The following is a 19,169-nucleotide window of genomic DNA, read 5'->3' on the forward strand; positions in this document are numbered from 1 at the left end:
CGCTCCTCGTTTCGGCTGTGCCTCGAAACTAGGTCCGGAATGGACTCCCGTCGTGCGGCGAGCGCCCTATTTCCGGGTGGAGAAAAACTCCACCCGGACTACTCCCCGGCCAGCGCCAGCACCGTGCGGGCCCCCTCGATCATCGCCACGTCGAGGAACGTTCCGTCGGCCAGCGCGATCGCGCCGACCCCGGCCGCGGTCGCGTCGTCCAGGCGGGCCAGCACTTCGCGGGCGCGTTCGACTTCCTGTTCGCTGGGCCGGAAAGCGGCGCGAATGGTGTCCAGTTGGGACGGGTGGATCGCGGTCCGGCCGCGGAACCCCAGCGCGCGCCCGGCCCGGCAGGACGCGGCCAGCCCGTCGAGGTCGCGTACATTGGTATAGGCCGACATCACCGGCGGCACCAGGCGCGCGGCCCGCGCCGCGACGACGATGCGGCTGCGTGCCCAGGTGAGCCCGGCGTCATCGGTGACGCCCAGGTCGGACCGCAGATCCGCCTCGCCGAGCCCGAGCGAGGCGACCTGCGGCGACGCCGTCGCGATGTCCAGCGCCCCTTCGACGCCGAGAGCCGACTCGATGAGCGGGTGCAGCTCGCGACCGGGCAGCGCGGCGGCCAGCGCGCGGATCTCCCCGGCCGACTCGACCTTCGGGATCCGGGCACCCACCTCCGGCGGAAGACCGGCCAGCGCGGCGAGGTCGTCGGCATGCCAGGGCGTGCTCACGTGATTGATCCGCACCTGCACGCGCCGCTCCGCCGCCGCCAGCAACTCCACGGCGTTCACGCGCGCCTCGGCCTTCCGCGCCGGTGCGACCGCGTCCTCCAGATCGACGAGCACGACGTCCGCCGTGGACCGCAACGCTTTCGCCACGCGGTCCGGCCGGTCGGCGGGCACGTAGAGCAGGGTCAGGGCGGCACTCATACCGCGCCCTCCTCCCGCAGTTTCGCCACGCGCGCCGGGGAAAAACCCAGTTCCCCCAGCACTTCGTCGGTGTCGGCGCCGTGCGGGCGACCCGTGTGGCGGATAACGCCGGCGTGGCCGGACAGGCGGAACAGCGGTCCCTGCATCAGCGTCGGCCCCAGCTCCGGGTCCTCGATCTCGTGGATCGTGCCCAGCGCGCGGAACTGCGGGTCGGAGACGATGTCCTCGGCGTCGTAGATCGGGGCCACCGCGGCCTGCGCCGCCTCGAACTCGGCGACCACCTCGTCCCGGCTGCGCTGCGCGATCCAGCCGCCGACCGCCTCGTCGAGGACGTCGGCGTGCTTCGCCCGCTCCGCGCCGCTGGCGAACCACGGCTCGTCCACCAGATCGGGCCGCCCGACCAGGTGCATGACCCGCTCGGCGATCGACTGCGCCGACGTGGACACCGCCACCCACTGCCCGTCCCCGGTGCGGTAGGTGTTGCGCGGCGCGTTGTTCACCGACCGGTTGCCGGTGCGCGGTTGCACCGACCGCAGCTGGTCCCACCGGGTGATCTGCGGCCCGAGCATCGCCAGGATCGGCTCGACGATCGCGGTGTCCACCACCTGCCCGCGCCCGTTGCGCTCCCGCGCGGACAACGCCACCATGACCGCGTACGCCGTGGCCAGCGAGGCGATCCCGTCGGCCAGCCCGAACGGCGGCAGCGTCGGCGGCCCGTCCGGTTCCCCGGTCGCGGCCGCGAACCCGCTCATCGCCTCGGCGAGCGTGCCGAACCCGGGACGCCGGCGGTACGGCCCGATCTGCCCGAACCCGGTGACGCGGGCCAGCACCAGCCCCGGGTTGCGCGCGGACAGCACCTCGTAGCCCAGGTCCCACCGCTCCAGCGTGCCGGGCCGGAAGTTCTCGATCACTACGTCCGCCTGGTCGGCCAGCGCCAGGAACACCTCGCGCCCGCCCGGTTTGCCCAGGTCGGCGGTGACGGTGCGCTTGTTGCGACCGAGCGTCTTCCACCACAGGTTGACGCCGTCCTTCGCCACGCCGTGGCTGCGCGCCGGATCGGGGCGGCCGGGGTGCTCGACCTTGATCACCTCGGCGCCCATGTCGCCGAGGTGCATCGCCGTCATCGGCCCGGCGAACAAGGTGGACGCGTCGATCACCCGCAGACCGGACAGCGCACCGGCGGCGGGGTCACGGGAGACGGTCATGCGGTCACCTCCGGGAGGTCCCACGCGCAGCGGAACCCGACGGTCGCGCCGCGGGCCAGGCCGAGGCCCGGCAGGAGCAGTTTCACGCTGTGGTCCGGCTCGTGGCGGCCGCCCTCGACGTACCAGTCGGACCCCTCCGCGCGGTAGTCGCTGCCGCCCTTGAGCATCACGAACCGGGTGCGGCCGTCGGAGTGCTCGCTCTCCGTCCAGTTCCACACCGCTGGTTCGCCGCGCCGCAGCAACCCCGTCTCACCGGCGAGCTGCCATTCGTCCTCCGTGGGCAGTCGCCCGCCGCGCCACGCGCAGTAGGCGCGGGCGTCGTCGAGGTCCACATACGTCACCGGCTCGTGGTCGGCACCGCTGCCCGCCAGGAACCGGTGCGACTCGGCGGGCCGATAGCCGGTGGCGCGCACGAACCCGGCGAACTGCGCGTTCGTCACCTCGGTCGCCGCGATCGCCACCGGGTTCGCCAGGACACCGTCCCGCTGGAGGGTCCGCGCGTCGTGCAGCCGTGGTGGCAACGGTTTCCACTCGTCGACGTAGGGCGCACCCTGGTACATTCCGGTTTCCCGCGCGCGGTACCGCACGGTCAGGACGTACGGCCCGGCGGGCACGACCACGGCGTCCGGCTCCGGCTCCCCGGTGCTCTTCGCCGGCTGACGGCGCACGGCGAGCCGGTGCGGGAACCGGGCGTCGGGATCGTGCGGCAGGCCGGGAAGTTCCGGAACCCATCCGCGCGTGAACGCCGCGATGCCCCGCGCCGGAACACTCTCGCCCAACAACGGCGTGCCGTCCACGACCGGACCGTCGTAGTCCTCGTCGCTCCGGTTGACGACCGTCCACAGTATCCGGTCGCCGAGATCCCACCGGGACCCGTACACGCCCGCCTCTTCGGCACCGGGCGCCAGCTCGGCCAGCGGCGTCCACTCACCGTGCAGCAACAGGTCTTCGGCCGCGCGCTGCACGGTCACCATGCGCGACACGGTCGCCGCGTCGCGCCGGGACCACCCGACCCACACGCCGAACACGACCTCCCACACCATGACGCCGACCCCGTTGAGCCACGCCGACTGCAGCTCCTCGGTGTGATCGCGGTGCCAGCGGCGGACGTGGTGCTGCATGTGCCGCCGCTCGTAGAAGTGCGCGCGCAGCACGCCGGGAACCGGCGAATCGGCGAAGAACTGGGCCCACGACGAGGCGTGGTCGGCGATCCGCTCGACCGGCAGCTTCGACTCGCCCTCCAGCACGATCCCGGGCTTCGCGCGTTCCAGCGCCTCGACGAACTCCGGTTCGGCCTTCTTGAGCGTGTCCAGGAAGACGCCGTCCGCGCCGAGGCCGGCGACCAGCGAGGCCAGTTCGGTGAGGTCGTCCCCGCCGCGGCGGGTGCCGACGTCCCACGGGTTGTAGTCGACGAACACGTGCAGGCCCGCGTCGTGGAACTGCCGCACGAGGCCGGTGAGACCGGGCACGTCGCGGTAGAAGTCCCACTGGTTGCGGTCGTCGAGGCCGATCACCGGGTAGGCGTGCCACAGCACGACGGCGTCCAGACCGGCGAAGCGTTCGCGGGCGTCGGCGAGGAACCGGTCGGGCGTGAACCGGTGCTGCTCGAAGTCGTAGAGCAGTTCGTCCCACAGCCACACCTGCGCGACCGTGCGGCAACGCGCCGCCCAGGCCGCGCCGGGCCGCTCGTAGGCCCCGCCGGTGTAGCCGTGACGGGCACGGGAGTCCTCGCGCCACTCGCGCAGGCGCTCGCGCCAGGCCGGACGGTCGGCGGGGTCACCGGGCGCGGCGAAGATCTTCGCCTCGTCCAGCGCGACCAGCTGCTCCTCGGTGAGCGGCCCGAGCGGCACCTCCGTCGGCCGGTCGATCGGGCGCGGCACCAGCGGGTCGAAGGCATAGGTCATGACGCCTCCTCGACCTCGGCCAGTGCCGGGACCGCGTCCTGCGCGCCGGGCCGCGTCACCGCGAGCGCGGCCGCCACCCCGGCGAGCCGGGCCGCTTCGGGCAGGGCCAGGCCACGGGCCAGCCCTGCGGCGAGCACCCCGCAGAACGTGTCCCCGGCGCCGGTCGTGTCGACGGCCTTCACCTCGACGCCCGGCACGCGCACCGGTTCGCGGTCCCGTTCGGCCACCAGCGAACCCTCCGCGCCGAGCGTGATCACCACGGCGGGCACGCGCTCCAGCAGGGCCGCGGCCAGCTCTTCGGGCGCGGCCTGGGCGTGGGCGAGGTCCGCGGCCTCGTACTCGTTGACGATGAGCAGGTCCAGCGCGGCCCAGATGTCGTCCGGCAGGTCCTGCGAGGGCGCCGCGTTGAGCACCATCACCGCGCCCGGACGCCGTGCCGCCGCGGCCGCGCGCACCATGTCCAGCGGGATTTCCAGCTGGGCCAGCACGACATCGGCATGCGCGATGCGGTCCACGTGCCCGGCGGTCAGCTCCAGGCGGAGGTTCGCGCCCGGCGCCACCACGATCGCGTTCTCCCCGTCCGGGGACACCGTGATCAATGCCGTCCCGGTCGGAGCGTCCACACGGGACACGAGATCGGTGCGGACCCCGGCCCGATCCAGCGATTCCAGCAGCAGCGCGGCCGAGTCGTCCGCACCCAGAGCGGCGGCGAAGGTGGTGTCCGCTCCCCCGGCCCGCGCCGCGGCCACCGCCGAGTTCGCGCCCTTGCCGCCGGGGCTGCGGCGCAGGTCGCCGCCCAGGATGGTCTCCCCGCCTCCGGGGTGACGGGGCACGTCGACGACGAGGTCGACGTTGGCCGAGCCGACGACCACGACCTGCCCGGTCATGCGGCACCTCGTTCCACGGTCAGCGCGGCCGTGCGGGCCGCGAGGTCGGTGATGCGCTGCTCGCCGCCGGGCAGCGAGGTCGCGATGCGGTTGTCCAGCGGTTTCGCCCACTGCTCCGGCACCCCGTGCAGGGCGCCGACGACCCCACCGACAGTAGCCGCCGCCGAATCGGTGTCCCATCCGGCCGTCACGGCCAGCGACACGCTCGGGCCGAACTCCCCGCCACCGCGGGCCAGCGCGTGCGCGATCACGGCCGCGTTGTTGAGCACGTGGACCCAGTGCAGGCCGCCGTACTCCTCGTGCAGGCGGTCGAGGCTGTCCGCCGACCGTCCGAAGCGGATCGCATTCGCCAGGGCACTTCCCGGCGGGACAACGGTTTCCGCCGCATCGAGCACCTCGTCGACGGTGTCGCAGACCATCGACGCCGAAGCCAGCGCGGCGGCCCACATCGCGCCGTAGATGCCGTTGCGCGTATGGCTGAGGCGGGCATCGGTCCACGCCATTCGCGCCGCCGCACGCACGTCGCCCGGCGAGACCCAGCCGAACACGTCGGCGCGGATGAGCGCCCCGATCCACTCGCGGAACGGGTTGTGGTGCGTGGCGGTTTCGGGCACCGGGCGGGCGTCGAGGATGTTGCGGTAGGCCGCGCGCTCGGCCGTGAACACCCGCCCCGCGGGCAGGTTGTCCAGCCACAGCTGGGCGACATCGTCGGTGGTGAACAGGCGGCCGCGCTGTTCCAGCAGGGTCAGCGCGAGCATCGGGTAGTTGAGGTCGTCGTCCTCCGGCATCCCGTCGATGTTCTCTTCCAGGGAGGTCGGGGCCGAGCGGCGGTTCCACGGCCACCGCGCGGCGACCTCGTCCGGCAGGCCGACGGCGGTGAACCAGCGGTCGAGCGGCCAGCGTCCGGTCGCGCGCAGGATCTCCTCGATGCCCTCACGCGGGATCTTCTCCACCGGCTTGCCGAGCAGACATCCCGCGGCACGGCCGGTCCACGCGTCGAGCACGCGGTCGCGTCCGGCGGGCAGGTCCGGCGCGGGCGGCAGCAGCGCGACGATGGCGTCCCAGTCGTCCGGTCCCGTCGGCGCGGCCAGCTCGTCGAGCAACTCACGCGCCAGCGCCCGCCGTTCCGGCGGCGCCGGGTTCGGCCCGGCGCCGCTGACCGCGGGCACCGGGTCGCCACCGGCCGCGACCCAGCGGTCCCGGATCGCGGTGACGTCCCGGCCCTCCGCGGCGGACTGCACCAGCTCGTGGGCCAGCAGGTCCTCGGGCTGGGCCCAGGTCAGCCTCACGACGCCGCCTTGTCGAGCGCGTCGAGGTCCCGCAGCCGCGCGAGGGCCCGTTCCCGGTCCGCTTTCAGGATGTCCGCGGCGGCCGAGGCCATCAGGCGCCCGGTCTCGCGAAGGTCCATCTTGCTGGCCTCCCCGATCGCGTCGACCCAGTCCGCGGGCACCACCGCGGTGCCGCCGAGACCGGCGCAGAGGGCACCGGCCATGACGGCGATCGAGTCGGCGTCCCGCCCGTAGTTGACCGCCCCGAGCACCGCGCCGCGGTAGTCGCCGCGATGTCCGAGGACGAACCCGAGCGCGGCGGGCAGCTCCTCGATCGACTTGGTGCGCGACGGGCGCCGCGCGTCCATCGACATCTGCCGGTAGGCCGGGCCCACCGAATCGAACGGCGCGACCGTGTCCCGGATCAGCCGGGCCAGCTCGCGCTCCTCGTCGTCGTTCCGCGGAGCGCTCGTCCAGCCCTCGAACGCGTCCACCACGGCGTGCAGGGCCGCGGCGGTCCCGTCGTGCGCGACGTCGAGCGCCGCCGTCACGACGTCGTCGACCGTCGCGCCGGGGGCGACCGACGCCGCGACCATCGCCGCGAACACGCCGGCCGCCTCACGACCGTAGCTGGACTGGTGCGCGCCGGTCAGGTCGATCGCCTCGGCGTAGGCGTCCCGCGGGTTGCCCGCGTTGGCGATCCCGACCGGCGCCACGTACATCGCCGCGCCGCAGTTGACGACATTGCCGACCCCGGCCTCGCGGGGGTCGACATGTCCATAGTGAAGCCTGGCGACGATCCACTTCTCCGCCAGGAAGACCCGCTGCAGCAACAGCGCGGTCGACTCCAGCTCGGGAACCCAGCGCGGCTCCCCGATCATCAGCGGCACCAGGTCCTCGGCCATCGCGTACGCGTCGAGGTGCGCGCGGCGCTTCGCGTACACCTCGACGAGCGCGCGGGTCATCAGGGTGTCGTCGGTGACATGCCCGTCCCCCTTGTGGTAGGGCGCGATCGGACGCGCGTCCCGCCAGTTCGGGAACCACGGGCCGACGATTCCGGCCACCCGGCCGCCGTGCCGTTCCTCGATCTGCTCCGGGGTCCACCCCTCGGTGGCACCGCCCAGCGCGTCCCCCACGGCCGCCCCGGTGATCACCGCCACCGCTCGGTCTTCCAGCCAGGTCACCGGCTCACGTTTCCCTTCTGAGATGGTCTCGGACTCGGCCGCCCGCTACCGGTTGATGGAGTCCCAGCCGTCGGACAGTTCCTTGGACAGGCCGTTCGCGTCGATCTGCTGTGCCAGGAACTTCTGGTAGGCCGGGGTCGCGACGGTGTCCTTCCACTGCGCGTACTTGTCGACGAACAGGTAGGGCGCCGAGGTGAGGTACTGGCCCGAGGCCAGGATCTCCTTCCAGCCGTTCTGCGCGCCGAGCTTGGTGTCGAGCGCGTCGCGGGCCGAGGTGGTCGCCGGGATCAGCGCGTCGGCCTCGTTGAGGGCGGCCAGGTTCTCGGTGCTGGTGAAGAAGTCGATGAACTGCGCGGCCTGCTCGACGTGCTCGGAGTCCCTGTTCACCGACAGCGTCTGCGGGTTCGCGGCCTGCGCGGGACCGGCGGGCCCGGCCAGCGGCGGCAGCACGACCCAGTCGAACCCGGCGGGTGCGTCCTTGGCGATGTTGGCCGCCTGGAACGAACCCTGGATCGTCATCGCGGTCTGGCCCGCGTAGAACGGCGCGAGCGCCTTCGATCCGGACTGGGTCAGCGTGACCGGCAGGATCGAGTTGTCCTGGTGCGCCATGGCGTCGACGAGCTGCGGCAGCGCCATCTCGCCCTGGCCGATGGAGATCTTCGCGTCGGTGCCGGTGCCCTCGAAGTACTGGCCGCCGAACGCGGGCGCCAGCGCGACCATCGACGCGGTCGGGCTGGACAGGCCCCAGCTCAGGCCGTAGGCGCCGTCACGGGTGGTCGCCTTGGCGATGTCCCGCAGCTGGTCCCAGGTCATCGTGTCCCCGGTCGGCACGGCGACCCCGGCCTTGTCCAGCAGCGACTTGTTGGCGAAGACCACGTAGGACTGCAGCTCGGTCGGCTGGGCGATCACCTGGCCGTCGACCGTGACCGAATCCAGCACGCCCTTCGGGATGTCGGCCTTTTTCGCCTCCGTGAGGTAGGGCGACAGATCGGCCAGATAGCCGTCGCGGGCGAACGGGACGACCCCGGCCGCCTCGTAGTGGATGATGTCCGGCGCGCTGCCCGCGTTGAACTGGGTGATCAGCTTGTCGTAGACGCCGTCCCAGCCCGCCTGCACGACCTCGACGTGCACGTCGGGGTGGGCCTTGTTCCAGTCGTCGACGATCTTGTTCGTCGCCGCGATCGCCGCCGGCTGGTCGGACAGGGACTGGAACTTCAACGTCACCGGACCGCCGTCATCACCGCTGCCACCGGAGCACGCGGCGAGCACCAGGCTCGTGACCGCCGCGAGCGCGGCGGCCACGACACGTCGAGACTTCATTGACCGACCTTTCGTTTTCCGAGGGTTCATCCCTTCACCGCCCCGGCCATCAGCCCACTGGTGAGCCTGCGGCGCAGGAGGGTGAAGAAGACGATGCTGGGGATCGCGGCGAGCACGGCGCCCGCGGCCAGCGGCCCGAGCGCGACCTTGCCCTCGCCGCCGATGAACATGTTCAGCGTGATCGGCAGGGTGTAGTTCTCGGGCGACTGCAGGAGGACGAGCGCGAAGAAGAACTCGTTCCAGGAGGAGACGAAGCTGAACATCGCGGTGGCCACGATGCCCGGCATCAGCAGCGGGAAGACGATCCGCCGCAGCACGGTCCACCGGCCCGCGCCGTCCATCGCGCCGGCTTCCTCCAGGTCCACCGGGATCGCGGTGACGTAGCCCTGCAGCATCCACAGCGCGAACGGCAGCGTGTACGTGGTGTGGACGAGCGTCAGCCCGGCCAGGCTGTCGGACAGCCCGATGGTGCGCAGGATCAGGAACAGCGGCAGGATCACCAGCACGACCGGGAACACCTGCGAGGTCAGGATCCAGCCGACCCCGGCGGCGCGGACCTTGCCCCGCAGCCGGGCGAGCACGTAGGACGCGGGCAGCGCGATGACGATCACCAGCGCGGTGGACACCAGCGCGACGATCAGGCTGTTGCCCGCCGAGTGGATCAGGCCCTGCCGGTCGAGCGCCTCGGAGTAGTTGCTCCAGTGCCACTGGTCGGGCAGCAGGCTGACGGTGAGCGAGTTCAGCTCACCCGAGGACTTCACCGACGCCGAGACCAGCCACAGCAACGGGAAACCGAGGAACAGGATGTAGGCGGCCAGTGCCAGGTACTGGGCGGGACGCAGGAGGACTCGCATGGTCACCGCCCCTGCCCGGCGCGGTCGTCGCGGAACTGCGACCGCAGGTAGATCGCCAGCAGCGCCACGACGATGATGACCAGCACCAGTCCCATCGCGGCCGCGTATCCGATGTTGCGGTTCTTGAACGCTTCGAGGTAGATGAAGAGCACCGGCACCATGGTCTTTCCGCCCGGCCCGCCCTCGGTGAGGACGTAGACCAGCGAGAACGAGTTGAAGTTCCAGATGAAGTTCAGCGACGTGATCGAGGCGACGATCGGCCGCAGGCTGGGCCAGGTGACGGCCGTGAACCGCCGCCACGCGCCCGCACCGTCCACCGACGCCGCTTCGTGCAGGTCCTGCGGGATCTGCTGCAACCCGGCCAGCAGCGTGACCGTGGTCTGCGGCATGCCGACCCACACGCCGACGACGATCACCGCGGGCAGGGCCGTGGAGAAGTCGCCGAGCCAGTTGATGTCGTCGGGCAGGCCGACGCTGCCCAGGAACGCGTTGAGCGGCCCGCCGTTGGCCGAGTAGATCATCTGCCACATGATCGCCACGACGACCGGCGGCATCGCCCACGGGATCAGGGCGAGCACGCGGGTCAGGCCCTGCAGTTTCAGCCCGGAATTCAGCAGCAGCGCCAGGCCCATCGAGGCGGCCAGCTGCAGTACCGTGACCCCGACCGTCCAAATCAGACCGATGCGGAGGCTGTCCCAGAAGAACGAGTTGCCCGCCAGGCGCGTGAAGTTCTCGATGCCGGTGAAGTCGTAGTCCGGGTTGCGGACCAGGCGGGCGTCGGTGAACGCCAGCGCCAGGCCCATCACCAGTGGCGCGACGCTGAGCACGAGGATCGGGATCAGCGACGGCATCACCAGCGCGATCGCTTCGCGGCGGCGGGAACGCGCCTGGGCGCCCTTGCGCCCGCGGGGCGCCGGTGCGGGTGCGGGGGCCCGGGTGGCCGGGGCCAGGGTCATCGCTGACCTCCCTCGATGAGACCGCCTGCGGCGGGAACGGTGGATCCGCGCACGATCAGCTCGGGACCGACGGTGACCTGCTGCGCGTCGTGGTCGCCGTCGTCGGCGAGGCGGAGCATGAGCCGCGCGGCGGCGCGCCCGCGTTCGGTCGAGCCGAGGGACACGCTGGTGAGCGTGGGGTGGAAGACGCGGCCCAGCTCGGTGTCGTCCATGCCGGTCACCGCGATGTCGTCCGGGACCGAGAGGCGGAGTTCGCGCGCGGCGTGGATGGCGCCGATGGCGAGAAGATCGTTGGCGGCGACGATCGCGTCGAGCCGTTCCGGTGCGTTCGCGAGGAGACGGCGGGCGGCGACGAGGCCCGCGGCGACGGTGAAGTCCTTGGCGGTCTCGGTGGTGTGGTTCCCGCCCGCCGCGGCGTGGAAGCCCCGCTGGCGGGCTTCACCGGGGGTGGTGTCGAGTGGCCCGTTGAGGAAGCCGAGCCTGGTGCGGCCGAGTTCCTGCAGGTGCCGGACGGCCTGGCCGATGCCGCCCGCGGAGTCGGTGGAGACCGAGCTGATGCCGTGGGCGTCCAGCGCGCGCCCGATCACGACGACCGGCACCGGGGTCTGCCGGATTTCCCGGATCAGCCGGTCGTCGGTGCGCAGCGGGCTGACGATCATGCCGTCGACGAAGCCGCTGTTCAGGCTGCGGACCAGGTCGGTGGTCGAGGTGGAGGTGTCGCCGGTGGTCATGACCACGACGCGGTACCCGTGCGGTGCGAGAACCTCGTGGATGGCCCCCATCATCTCGACGTAGACCGGGTTGCCGATGTCCGCGACCGCGAACGCGATCTGGAAGGTCTTCTTCATCCGCAGCGAGCGGCCGATGGCGTCCGGGCTGTACCCCAGCTCCTCCGCGGCGGCCCGCACGCGCTCGATCATCGCCGGGCTCGCGCCGGTCCCGTGCAGGGCACGCGAGGTCGAGGCCAGTGACACCCCGGCCCGCTCGGCCACCTGCAGCAGCGTGGCCCGTGTAGACGTCATCGTCGCTCCGTCGTTCCTGAGATCCGTTGGAATCGTTTCCAGCTCACTCTGAGTCCCGGTTGGAAACGATTCCAAGGGGGTAGGAGCGATAGTGTCACTCGATCAGAGCAGTGTCAACACCCGCCCCCGCGCGCGAGTTCCACGTTCCCGTACGCGAGTTCTGCACTGGCGGGGTGCGGAGCCGTCGCGCGGCTCCCGCAGGTGCGGCGGTAGCGGTGCCCGCCACACCGCGAAGGGGAACACCACCGCCGCCGGAACTGTCTTACCTGGCGTGAAGAAAATCGGGTTCCTGTCGTTCGGGCACCACCAGCCCGGCACACCCACCGCGACAGCCGGGGAAGCCCTGCGGCAGATGGTCGAGCTGGCGGTCGTGGCCGAGGAGCTGGGTGTGGACGGCGCCTACCTCCGCGTGCACCACTTCGCGCCGCAGTTCTCGACGCCCTTCCCGCTGCTGGCGGCGATGGCGGCGCGCACGGAACGCATCGAGCTGGGCACCGGCGTCATCGACATGCGCTACGAGAACCCGCTGTACATGGCGGAACAGGCCGCGGCCACCGACCTGCTCAGCGGTGAGCGCCTGCAGCTGGGCATCAGCCGCGGCTCCCCCGAGCCCGCGCTCGACGGCGCCGCCGCCTTCGGGTACGTCCCGGCCGAGGGCGAAACCGACGCCGACCTGGCACGCCGGCACACCGGGATCTTCCGCGCCGCCCTCACCGGCGCCGGCGTCGTCCGGGCCGATCCCCGGACGGGCCGCCGCGGTCTGCTGGCCGTCGAACCGCGGTCGGCGTCGCTGCCGGAACGCATCTGGTGGGGCAGCGGCACCCGTGCCACCGCGAAGTGGACCGCCGCGCAGGGCATGAACCTGATGAGCTCGACCCTGCTCACCGAGGACACCGGCGTGCCGTTCGACGAACTGCAGGCCGAGCAGATCGCGCTCTTCCGCGAGGAATGGGCCAGGGCCGGTCACCTCCGCGAGCCGCGGGTGTCGGTGAGCCGCAGCGTCATCCCGATCACCACCGACACCGACCGCCGCTTCTTCGGCCGCGAACGCGACAGCGAGGACCAGGTGGGCTGGCTCGACGGCGGGATCGCCCGCTTCGGCAAGTCCTACGCCGGCGAACCCGACGTGATCGCCAAGCAGCTCGCCGACGACGCGGCCGTGCAGGCCGCCGACACGGTTCTCGTCACGGTGCCCAACCAGCTCGGCGTGGACTACAACGCGCACCTGCTGGAGTCCATCGTCCGCGACGTCGCGCCCGGAGCCGGCTGGCGCTGAAACGTTCGCCACGCGTTCACCGTGGCCTCACCGGCCGGGCGCCCGCGCGGGCGAAGATCCCCGGCATGCGCAGAACACTGGCGGTCGTGCTGATGCTGAGCGGGATCCTGCTGACCTCGGTGCTGCCCGCGAACGCGGGCGAGCACCGGCAGCGGGTGCTGTCCGTGCTGACCTTCAACATCCACCACGCCCAGGGCACCGACGACGTGCTCGACCTGGCCCGCGTGGCCGGGGTGGTGCGGGACAGCGGAGCCGACGTGGTCGGACTGCAGGAGGTGGACCGGCACTACTCCGACCGCAGCGAGCAGGCCGACCAGGCCGGCGAGCTGGCCCGCATGCTCGGCTACCACGTGGTGTTCGGCGCCAACATCGACCGCGATCCGCCCACCGCGGGCAGCCCGCGCGTCCAGTACGGGACCGCGATCCTGTCCCGCTACCCGATCACCGCGTGGGACAACACGTACCTGTTCCGCTCCCCCGACCAGGAGCAGCGCGGGCTGCTGCACGCCGAGCTGGACGTCCACGGTGTCGCCGTGCACGTCTACGACACGCACCTGGCCGCGAGCTCGCAGACCGACCGCCTGGAGCAGGCCCGGCAGATCACGGCGCTGATCGGCCGCACCCGCCCGGCCGTGCTCGTCGGCGACCTCAACGCGCTCCCGGACGCCCCGGAAATCGCGACGTTGAACGGTGTCTTCACGGACGCGTGGACGGTGTCCGGCAAGGGCGGCGGTCCGACCTACCCGGCCGGGGCCCCGGATCGCCGGATCGACTACGTCTACACGTCCCGGTCGGTGTCACCGCTGGTCACGCGGGTGCTGCCGACCGATGCGTCGGACCACCTGCCACTGCTGAGCCGGGTGCTGGTCCGGCACTGAGCTGCGCGGGTTCTGGCGACACGCGGGTTTCTCAAGCGTCGGCTTCGCTTCGCTACGCCCCGATTGTGGCCGCCCCGGTTTTTGATTCTTTCCCCGGAACTGGGCTGTGTATCGGGGTGGGTGGGTTGCGTTGCCGGGTTCCGGTGTGTGGGTGGGGGCGGCGGGTGCGCGAATGCCACGCTCGCCCGGCACCGGCAACGGAAGGCGACCCAGCACTCTGCCTACCGGGCTTTCCTCTCCCGCAACCGGGAGGGAAATCCGTTGCGAGCTTGCGAGCCCGGCGCCTGAGGTATCCGCGTAGCGGCTACGAAAGACCTCAGACGGCGGTGAGCCGCGCGCCGGACCACAACAGTTCCTCGGTCCGCCGCACCGCCGCGGCCCGTTCGTCACCGTTCACGTCCAGTGCCCGCACGACCGGATCGTCCGGGCCGCGGCGGGAGCGGATCTCCCGCATCCGGTCGGCGAACACGACGGGGTCACCGTCCGGACTGGTGGTCATGTCGCTGTACCAGAGCGCGTCCCGCACCGCGGACCGTTCGTCGTCGAACTCGGCCAGCTGCGGGGCCAGCCCGCGCAGCTCGGCGACGGCCGCGGCGCCGGCGTGGTGCGCGACGAGGGCGCACACCCGCACCGGAATGCCTTCGCGGCGCAGGAAACGAGCGCCGTCGAGCTGGTGGAAGCCGGTGTCGATGAGGTCCTCGGCGTAGCCGATGTCGTGTAGCCAGGCCGAGGCGATCAGGATCTGCCGGTCCGCCAGCGGGAGCAGCGGGGCGATGCGCGCGGCCGTCGAGGCGACCCCGCGCGTGTGCGCCCAGCGGCGCGGAAGCTCCCGCTCGAGCAGGCGTTTCGCGGTGAACCACGCCCACGTGCGCAGCGACATCGGTTCAGCGTAAGGAGAATCCAGCGCGAAAGCCTGGCCGCGCGGAAGATCGACCCGATCGGGTCGTGGCGACGGCTTCATCCGCGCTCGGACCCGGCGTTCGACCAGGATCGGCACGAAAGCGCTCACCCGAGCGCCGGTGAACCGGGACAGCGCCTCGTCCACGAAACTGTGCACGACCTCGGGCGGATGCTCCTCGTGTTCCCCCGAGAGCCGCGCCTCCAGCCGACGGAGCTGCTGACCCACGTCCACGGTTTCCAGTGTGCGTGGGGGCCGGAATCGCGGCAAGAGTCTCCCGGGCAACCTCACAGGTACGCCGGTGAAAGGGACAACCGGGACGCATCGTCAGACGTGGCCCACGCCGCGTTGGCGCCGGGCTCACGAACCGTTCACCACCGGCGGCGAGGGTGTGCGACGTGCGAATCCTCATCGTGGGCGGCGGCGTGCTCGGAACCCTGCACGCCCGGGAGGCCGTCCGCCGCGGCCATGACGTGGTGCAGATCGAGCGCGAGGCCGAGGCGCGTGGTGCGTCGGTGCGCAACTTCGGGCTGGTCTGGGTCAGCGGCCGCGCTTCCGGCGCCGAACTGGACACCGCGATGCGGGCTCGCCACCTGTGGGAGCGGATCGGCGCCGAGGTGCCCGGGCTCGGTTTCCGCGCGAACGGCTCGCTCACCGTGCTGCGGACCGAAGCCGAGTACGCGGTGGCGGCGCAGGCGCCGGCCGACCGCGAGTTCGAACTGCTCGACGCGGCCGAAGCCCGCGCGTTGAACCCCGTTCTGCGCGGCGATTTCCTCGGTGCGCTGTGGTGCCCGCGGGACGCGGCGGTCGAACCGCGCACCGCGCAACCCGCGCTCCGCGCCGCGCTCACCGGCAGCGGCCGCTACACGTGGCTGCCCGGGCGTGAAGTGCGTGCGCTGACGAGCACCGGCATCGTCGACGACCGCGGTGAGCGGCACGACGGTGACCTCGTCCTGCTGTGCACCGGCGCGTGGCTCGGCGGGTTCGTGCGCGAGCTGACCGGCGACCTCCCGGTGCGCCGGGTGCGCTTGCAGATGGCGCAGACCGAACCGCTCGGCGAGGCCCTCACGACGTCGGTGGCCGACGCGGACAGCTTCCGCTACTACCCGGCCTTCCGCGGCGACGCGCTGACCACGCTGAACCGGGACCAGCCGCAGCCGGAAACCGCGGCGGCACACGCCATGCAGCTGCTGATGGTGCAGCGCCGGGACGGTGGCCTGACCATCGGCGACACCCACGCCTACGACGAGCCGTTCGGTTTCGATGTCGAGGAGGCCCCCTACGAGCACCTGAGCTCGGTGGTCTCGGCGATCCTCGGCAGGCCCGTGCCGCGGATCACGCGACGCTGGGCGGGCGTGTACGCGCAGGCGACCGACCCGTCGCTGGTCGTGCACCGCGCCCGGATCGCGGACAACGCCTGGCTGGTCACCGGTCCCGGCGGCCGCGGGATGACCTGCGCGCCGGCGATCGCCGAGGACACCGCCGAGGAGGCCGGGCTGTGAAACCCGAACTGGTCGTACTGGACATGGCGGGCACCACGGCCGCCGACGACGGGCTCGTCGAGCAGTCCTTCATCACGGCGATCACCACCGTCGGCGTTCCCTCCGAACGCCACCCGGAGATGCTCCGCTACGTCCGGGAAACGATGGGACAGTCGAAGATCACCGTCTTCCGGGCGCTGCTCGGTGAGGAATCCTCGGCGCGGCGGGCGGACGACGAGTTCCGCCGGGTCTACGAAGGACTCGTCCACAGTGGCCGGTGCGTGCCGCTGCCCGGCGCCGAGGACACCGTGCGCCGCCTGCGCGCGGACGGGATCAAGGTCGCGTTCACCACGGGCTTCGCCGCCGGGACCCAGCACGCGATCCTGGACGCGCTCGGCTGGCAGGACCTGGCCGACCTCGCGCTCGCGCCAGGGCCCGGCGTGCGGGGACGCCCCTACCCGGACCTGGTGCTGACGGCCGCGCTGCGCCTGGGCGTCACGGACGTGCGGGCGATCGCCGTCGCGGGCGACACCCCGTCCGACGTGCTGGCCGCGGCGCGTGCGGGCGCCTCGGTGGCCGCCGGGGTGCTGACCGGCGCCGGGACTGTCGACGACCTGCGGGCGGCGGGCGCCACCCACGTGCTCGGCTCGGTCGCCGAACTTCCCGCCGCCGTCCAGGGTTGACCGGGCAGTTCCGGAGCCGGGCGGACCACAGTGGATGGTCACCGCCGCCGCAGCGCTTCCTCCAGCCGGCCCGCCTCGTGCGCTTCCACGAGCGCCGCCGCGACCGCGCGCAGCTTCACGTTTCCCTCCTGCGACAGGCGTTTCAGCACCGCATACGCCTCTTCCGCGGTCTGGTCGTGGTGGCGCATCAGCAGTCCCTGCGCCTGCGCGATCACTGTGCGGGTCCGCAGCGCCGTCTGCACGTGCGCGAGCAGACGCAGGTTGTCGTGGTAGAGGGTGCTGTTGTCGAAGGCGACACCGGCGTGCAGGGTGAACAGCAGCGCCAGGTCGTGCGAGTCTTCGCCGAACCGGCCCGGCTCCGTGGAGAACACGGTGAACGCCGCGTCCGAGGTGGGCAGCGGCAGGGTCAGGCAGCTGCCGAACCCGTGCCGCCGCAGGTGCGCGCTGAACGGGGGCCAGCGCTCGTCCGCCGCGGTGTCGTCCAGTCGCCGCGGTTCGCGGTACCGCAGCGCCTCGGTCACCGGGTCCGGGCCGGAACCGTCGGTGGGCGGCTCCGGCAGGGGTTTCCCGGCGGAGGCGAGCACCTCCGTCCCGGCCGGGGCCGACGCGGTGATCGCGGCGCGGTCACATCCCGGCACCAGCGTGACGGCCCGCGCCACGTAGCGGCTCAGCGTCGCGGGAACGTCGTCGTCGTCCACGAGCCTGCCGATCTCGGCCAGCTCCTGGGCGATCGTGATGACTTCGGGGGCGGACAGGGTCGTCTCGCTCATGCACACCTCGTCTTCTTCCGAGGCGTCGTCTGCCGCCTTCGTCCCGCCAGCCTAACCGGGCCATGCGGTAAGGTCGGCGAAGTCACGGTTATACAAGCAGCTGTGGCTCGCCCTTGTTCCCGCGGCGGCGTGTGATCATCGCGTCCCGCCCGACCTCGCGAGCCGGAATGCTTGCCCAGGAGACCGCGTGACCAACCTGAAGGCGGAGTGGGCCTACCGCCCCGATGCCCTCGTCGTGACCGTGATGGGTGAACTCGACGCCGGGACCGTCGTGCACCTGCGCGAGGACTTGGCGGCCGCCCGCGCGGGCGCGCCCGTACCACCACCGCCTTCCGTGGTCCTCGACCTGTCCGGTGTCGGGTTCCTCGACTCCGGCGGCCTCGCGCTGCTGCTCGAGATCGCCAAGGAGTGCGAGGAGGCCGGGCAGCGGCTCACGCTGGTGTGCACCCACCGCCCCGTACTGCGCCCGCTGGAGCTGACGGGCCTCGACCGGGTCTTCAGGATCGTCGGCACCGTGCCCTGAGATCCCGGCGGTGTGCGTCCGGCTCGTGTTCGCGGGCGCGGAGCACCGGCCCACCGGGACAGGGCGGCTTCGAGCCCCGCCGTGTCGGGAGTGTCGGCGGCGTCGGCCACGGTGCGACCCGGCCGTCCCAGCCCGCCGCGACCCGGGCGAACACGCCGTCCGCGGTGCGGTCCAACAGCAGGAAACCACCGCCGTGACCGTGGCAGGCGAGGCGGGAACCGTCGCCCAGCCACAGGTCCGGGGCGAACCGTCCGGTCAGCGGGTGGCCGCCGGGCAGGTCGATGCGCCGGCCGACCCCGAAGATCTTCTTGACGGCGTGCGTCGTGCCGTCCCTGGTGGCCAGCAGATCGGCCACGACCTGGCGCAGCCCGGCCGATTTCGCATCGCCGCGCAGCACCCCGATCTGGGCCCGCGTCCAGTCCAGCACCCACGCCCGATCGGACGGCGCTCCGTCTCGTAGGTGCCAAGCAGGCCCTCGGACGCCCACCCGGCGATCACGGCGCCGAGCTTCCAGCCGAGGTTCATCGCGTCGCCGACCCCGAGGTTGAGCCCCTGCCCGCCGAACGGCGGGTGGACGTGCGCGGCGTCCCCGGCGAGGAACACCCGTCCCGCGCGGTAGGCCGCGGCCTGGCGGGTGTTGTCGGTCCAGCGGGTCGGGGTGGCGCGCAACGCGGTCAGCGTGACGTCGGCCCCCGAGACCCGGCGCAGACTGGACTGCACCTCGTCGAGGGTGACCGGCGCCGAACGGTCGGCGGGACCGCCGTCGAACTCCACAGTGGCCACTCGCCCGGGCTGCGGACCGTACCGGTAGGCGCCCCGCGCCGACCACGTCCACCCGTCCGCGAGCTGCTCCGCGCCGTCGATGTCGGCGACCGCCTGGTACCCGGTCGGTTCCGGATCGGTGCCGGGGAAGCCGATGCCGGCGAGGCGGCGCACGGCGCTGTGCCCGCCGTCGCAGCCGGCCAGCCATCCGCGCCCCCGACGCCGCGGTGTGCGCGGCGAAGTCGGGATCGGACCAGTCCACGAGATCGGGATCGAGGACCATTCCGGCGAAGTGCCCGGTGAACCGCGTCGCGTCCACGCTCCCGTGCACCTTCCGCTGCACCGCTTCGACGGCGGGCAGCAGACCGCGGCGATCGAACG

Annotated in this window: 19 protein-coding genes; 5 read left to right on the top strand and 14 right to left on the bottom strand. The window is 72.3% G+C overall.

From position 1 onward, the window contains the following. Window positions 1–98 precede the first annotated feature (98 nt). The 10 genes from HNR02_RS32485 to HNR02_RS32530 are packed head-to-tail and all read right to left on the bottom strand — an operon-like array spanning window position 99 to window position 11,517. Window positions 99–917, bottom strand: coding sequence for an HpcH/HpaI aldolase/citrate lyase family protein (locus tag HNR02_RS32485; protein ID WP_179777424.1), 819 nt, complete (start codon window positions 915–917; stop codon window positions 99–101). Next, window positions 914–2,122 carry a CaiB/BaiF CoA transferase family protein gene (locus HNR02_RS32490; protein ID WP_179777425.1) on the bottom strand — a complete coding sequence of 403 codons (1,209 nt, stop codon included), beginning with the start codon at window positions 2,120–2,122 and terminating at the stop codon, window positions 914–916. Before HNR02_RS32490 ends, HNR02_RS32485 begins: the two co-directional genes overlap by 4 nt. Continuing rightward, a complete protein-coding gene (locus HNR02_RS32495) occupies window positions 2,119–4,026 on the bottom strand; it encodes an SUMF1/EgtB/PvdO family nonheme iron enzyme (RefSeq protein ID WP_179777426.1) in 1,908 nt (635 codons plus the stop codon). The genes HNR02_RS32490 and HNR02_RS32495 overlap by 4 nt, the downstream gene beginning before the upstream one ends. Then, window positions 4,023–4,913, bottom strand: coding sequence for a ribokinase (locus HNR02_RS32500; RefSeq protein WP_179777427.1), 891 nt, complete (start codon window positions 4,911–4,913; stop codon window positions 4,023–4,025). Before HNR02_RS32500 ends, HNR02_RS32495 begins: the two co-directional genes overlap by 4 nt. Beyond that, window positions 4,910–6,202 carry an ADP-ribosylglycohydrolase family protein gene (locus HNR02_RS32505; RefSeq protein WP_179777428.1) on the bottom strand — a complete coding sequence of 431 codons (1,293 nt, stop codon included), beginning with the start codon at window positions 6,200–6,202 and terminating at the stop codon, window positions 4,910–4,912. Before HNR02_RS32505 ends, HNR02_RS32500 begins: the two co-directional genes overlap by 4 nt. Further along, window positions 6,199–7,365, bottom strand: coding sequence for an ADP-ribosylglycohydrolase family protein (locus HNR02_RS32510; RefSeq protein WP_179777429.1), 1,167 nt, complete (start codon window positions 7,363–7,365; stop codon window positions 6,199–6,201). The genes HNR02_RS32505 and HNR02_RS32510 overlap by 4 nt, the downstream gene beginning before the upstream one ends. A 45-nt stretch (window positions 7,366–7,410) precedes the next feature. Further along, window positions 7,411–8,685 carry an ABC transporter substrate-binding protein gene (locus HNR02_RS32515; RefSeq protein WP_179777430.1) on the bottom strand — a complete coding sequence of 425 codons (1,275 nt, stop codon included), beginning with the start codon at window positions 8,683–8,685 and terminating at the stop codon, window positions 7,411–7,413. A 26-nt stretch (window positions 8,686–8,711) separates the two neighbouring features. Then, on the bottom strand, window positions 8,712–9,539 hold the full coding sequence (locus HNR02_RS32520; protein WP_179777982.1) for a carbohydrate ABC transporter permease: 828 nt from the start codon (window positions 9,537–9,539) through the stop codon (window positions 8,712–8,714). Window positions 9,540–9,541: 2 nt separating this feature from the next. Further along, window positions 9,542–10,495: a carbohydrate ABC transporter permease gene (locus tag HNR02_RS32525; RefSeq protein WP_179777431.1), complete on the bottom strand. Its 954-nt coding sequence runs from the start codon at window positions 10,493–10,495 to the stop codon at window positions 9,542–9,544. Next, the gene (locus HNR02_RS32530; RefSeq protein ID WP_179777432.1) at window positions 10,492–11,517 is read right to left on the bottom strand and encodes a LacI family DNA-binding transcriptional regulator; all 1,026 of its coding nucleotides are present in this window, start codon (window positions 11,515–11,517) and stop codon (window positions 10,492–10,494) included. The genes HNR02_RS32525 and HNR02_RS32530 overlap by 4 nt, the downstream gene beginning before the upstream one ends. A gap of 271 nt (window positions 11,518–11,788) precedes the next feature. Between HNR02_RS32530 and HNR02_RS32535 the strand changes: the two genes are divergently transcribed. Beyond that, window positions 11,789–12,793 carry an LLM class flavin-dependent oxidoreductase gene (locus HNR02_RS32535; RefSeq protein ID WP_179777433.1) on the top strand — a complete coding sequence of 335 codons (1,005 nt, stop codon included), beginning with the start codon at window positions 11,789–11,791 and terminating at the stop codon, window positions 12,791–12,793. A 65-nt stretch (window positions 12,794–12,858) separates the two neighbouring features. After that, window positions 12,859–13,671, top strand: coding sequence for an endonuclease/exonuclease/phosphatase family protein (locus tag HNR02_RS32540; protein ID WP_179777434.1), 813 nt, complete (start codon window positions 12,859–12,861; stop codon window positions 13,669–13,671). A 316-nt stretch (window positions 13,672–13,987) separates the two neighbouring features. On the opposite strand, the gene HNR02_RS32545 is transcribed toward HNR02_RS32540, so the two are convergent. Then, window positions 13,988–14,803: a three-helix bundle dimerization domain-containing protein gene (locus tag HNR02_RS32545; RefSeq protein WP_312861255.1), complete on the bottom strand. Its 816-nt coding sequence runs from the start codon at window positions 14,801–14,803 to the stop codon at window positions 13,988–13,990. A 164-nt stretch (window positions 14,804–14,967) separates the two neighbouring features. On the opposite strand from HNR02_RS32545, the gene HNR02_RS32550 reads away from it, so the two are divergent. Beyond that, window positions 14,968–16,071, top strand: a complete 1,104-nt coding sequence (locus tag HNR02_RS32550) for a TIGR03364 family FAD-dependent oxidoreductase (protein WP_179777435.1) — start codon at window positions 14,968–14,970, stop codon at window positions 16,069–16,071. Then, entirely contained in the window at window positions 16,068–16,733 is a 666-nt protein-coding gene (locus HNR02_RS32555; RefSeq protein WP_179777436.1) for a phosphonatase-like hydrolase, read from the top strand. Before HNR02_RS32550 ends, HNR02_RS32555 begins: the two co-directional genes overlap by 4 nt. Window positions 16,734–16,771: 38 nt before the next feature. On the opposite strand, the gene HNR02_RS32560 is transcribed toward HNR02_RS32555, so the two are convergent. Further along, window positions 16,772–17,503 (bottom strand): GAF and ANTAR domain-containing protein, encoded by a 732-nt coding sequence (locus tag HNR02_RS32560; RefSeq protein ID WP_179777437.1) that lies wholly within the window; start codon window positions 17,501–17,503, stop codon window positions 16,772–16,774. A 187-nt stretch (window positions 17,504–17,690) separates the two neighbouring features. Here HNR02_RS32560 and HNR02_RS32565 point away from each other — a divergent pair, with 187 nt between their 5' ends. Beyond that, a complete protein-coding gene (locus tag HNR02_RS32565) occupies window positions 17,691–18,026 on the top strand; it encodes an STAS domain-containing protein (RefSeq protein WP_179777438.1) in 336 nt (111 codons plus the stop codon). On the opposite strand, the gene HNR02_RS36915 is transcribed toward HNR02_RS32565, so the two are convergent. Next, window positions 18,001–18,381: an aromatic-ring hydroxylase C-terminal domain-containing protein gene (locus HNR02_RS36915; RefSeq protein WP_376772979.1), complete on the bottom strand. Its 381-nt coding sequence runs from the start codon at window positions 18,379–18,381 to the stop codon at window positions 18,001–18,003. The genes HNR02_RS32565 and HNR02_RS36915 overlap by 26 nt on opposite strands. Next, window positions 18,282–19,163, bottom strand: coding sequence for an FAD-dependent monooxygenase (locus HNR02_RS32570; protein WP_179777984.1), 882 nt, complete (start codon window positions 19,161–19,163; stop codon window positions 18,282–18,284). Before HNR02_RS32570 ends, HNR02_RS36915 begins: the two co-directional genes overlap by 100 nt. Between the last annotated feature and the right edge of the window lie 6 nt (window positions 19,164–19,169).

The organism is Amycolatopsis endophytica (genome assembly GCF_013410405.1).
Taxonomy (GTDB): Bacteria; Actinomycetota; Actinomycetes; order Mycobacteriales; family Pseudonocardiaceae; genus Amycolatopsis_E; species Amycolatopsis_E endophytica.

Coding starts and splice junctions, on each gene's coding strand:
- HNR02_RS32490 (WP_179777425.1), bottom strand. CDS start 2,122: ATGACCGTCTCCCGTGACCCCGCCGCCGGTGCGCTGTCCGGTCTGCGG.
- HNR02_RS32515 (WP_179777430.1), bottom strand. CDS start 8,685: ATGAAGTCTCGACGTGTCGTGGCCGCCGCGCTCGCGGCGGTCACGAGC.
- HNR02_RS32525 (WP_179777431.1), bottom strand. CDS start 10,495: ATGACCCTGGCCCCGGCCACCCGGGCCCCCGCACCCGCACCGGCGCCC.
- HNR02_RS32520 (WP_179777982.1), bottom strand. CDS start 9,539: ATGCGAGTCCTCCTGCGTCCCGCCCAGTACCTGGCACTGGCCGCCTAC.
- HNR02_RS32495 (WP_179777426.1), bottom strand. CDS start 4,026: ATGACCTATGCCTTCGACCCGCTGGTGCCGCGCCCGATCGACCGGCCG.
- HNR02_RS32530 (WP_179777432.1), bottom strand. CDS start 11,517: ATGACGTCTACACGGGCCACGCTGCTGCAGGTGGCCGAGCGGGCCGGG.
- HNR02_RS32485 (WP_179777424.1), bottom strand. CDS start 917: ATGAGTGCCGCCCTGACCCTGCTCTACGTGCCCGCCGACCGGCCGGAC.
- HNR02_RS32560 (WP_179777437.1), bottom strand. CDS start 17,503: ATGAGCGAGACGACCCTGTCCGCCCCCGAAGTCATCACGATCGCCCAG.
- HNR02_RS32500 (WP_179777427.1), bottom strand. CDS start 4,913: ATGACCGGGCAGGTCGTGGTCGTCGGCTCGGCCAACGTCGACCTCGTC.
- HNR02_RS32540 (WP_179777434.1), top strand. CDS start 12,859: ATGCGCAGAACACTGGCGGTCGTGCTGATGCTGAGCGGGATCCTGCTG.